Origin of the sequence: Actinoallomurus acaciae, assembly GCF_042429965.1 — a bacterium.
Classification (GTDB): Bacteria; Actinomycetota; Actinomycetes; order Streptosporangiales; family Streptosporangiaceae; genus Actinoallomurus; species Actinoallomurus acaciae.
In genome coordinates this window covers 1-950 of sequence record NZ_JBHLZP010001150.1, presented here as the reverse complement: position 1 = coordinate 950, position 950 = coordinate 1, and the positions used below count along the sequence as shown (strand labels likewise).

Annotated in this window: 1 protein-coding gene; it reads left to right on the top strand. The window is 75.7% G+C overall.

All coding sequences use genetic code 11. From position 1 onward, the window contains the following. Positions 1 to 950: AMP-binding protein (locus tag ACFFNX_RS51225; RefSeq protein WP_378213779.1), on the top strand; the 950-nt coding region annotated here is incomplete at both ends.

Here is a 950-nt window from a genome sequence, read left to right as displayed (position 1 = left end):
CCGGAGCGGATCGTCGCGCTCGCGCTGCCCCGCTCGCCCGACCTCGTCGTCGCGATCCTGGCCACGCACCGGGCGGGCGCGGCGTACCTGCCGCTGGACCTGGACCATCCGCCGCGCCGGATCGCGGCGATGGTCGAGGACGCCGCCCCGGTCGTCGTCGTCACTCCCGAATGGCTCGCCGGGGCCGAGGGCCGCGCCGAACCCGTGGCCGCCGGGCCGCGCAACCCGGCGTACGTCATCTACACCTCCGGGTCGACCGGGCGCCCCAAGGGCGTCGTCGTCCCGCACGAGGGCGCCGTCAACCGGCTGCTGTGGATGCAGGACCGGTACGGCCTGAAGCCCGGCGACCGGGTGCTGCAGAAGACCCCGGCCGGGTTCGACGTGTCGGTGTGGGAGTTCTTCTGGCCCCTCATCACCGGCGCGACACTCGTCCTGGCCCGCCCGGACGGCCACCGCGACCCGGCCTACCTCGCCCGGCTCATCAACGAGCAGCGCGTCACGACGGCGCACTTCGTCCCGTCGATGCTCGCGGCCTTCCTCGACGAGCCGTCCGCCGCGGGCTGCACCGGGCTGCGACGCGTACTGTGCAGCGGCGAGGCCCTGCCCGCGCCGGTCGCCGAACGGTTCCGCGCGACGCTCGGCGCCGAGCTGCACAACCTGTACGGGCCCACCGAGGCATCGGTGGACGTCACGTCCTGGCAGGTGACCGAGCCGGGCCCGGTGCCGATCGGCACGCCCGTCTGGAACACGCGCCTGCTCGTCCTGGACGCGCGGCTGCGCGCCGTGCCGCCCGGCGTCGCCGGCGAGCTGTATCTCGCCGGCGTCCAGCTCGCGCGCGGCTACCTCGGCCGGCCCGGCCTGACCGCCGAACGCTTCGTGCCCGACCCGTACGGCGGGCCGGGGGAGCGGATGTACCGCACCGGCGACCTGGTCCGCTGGACCGGCGACGG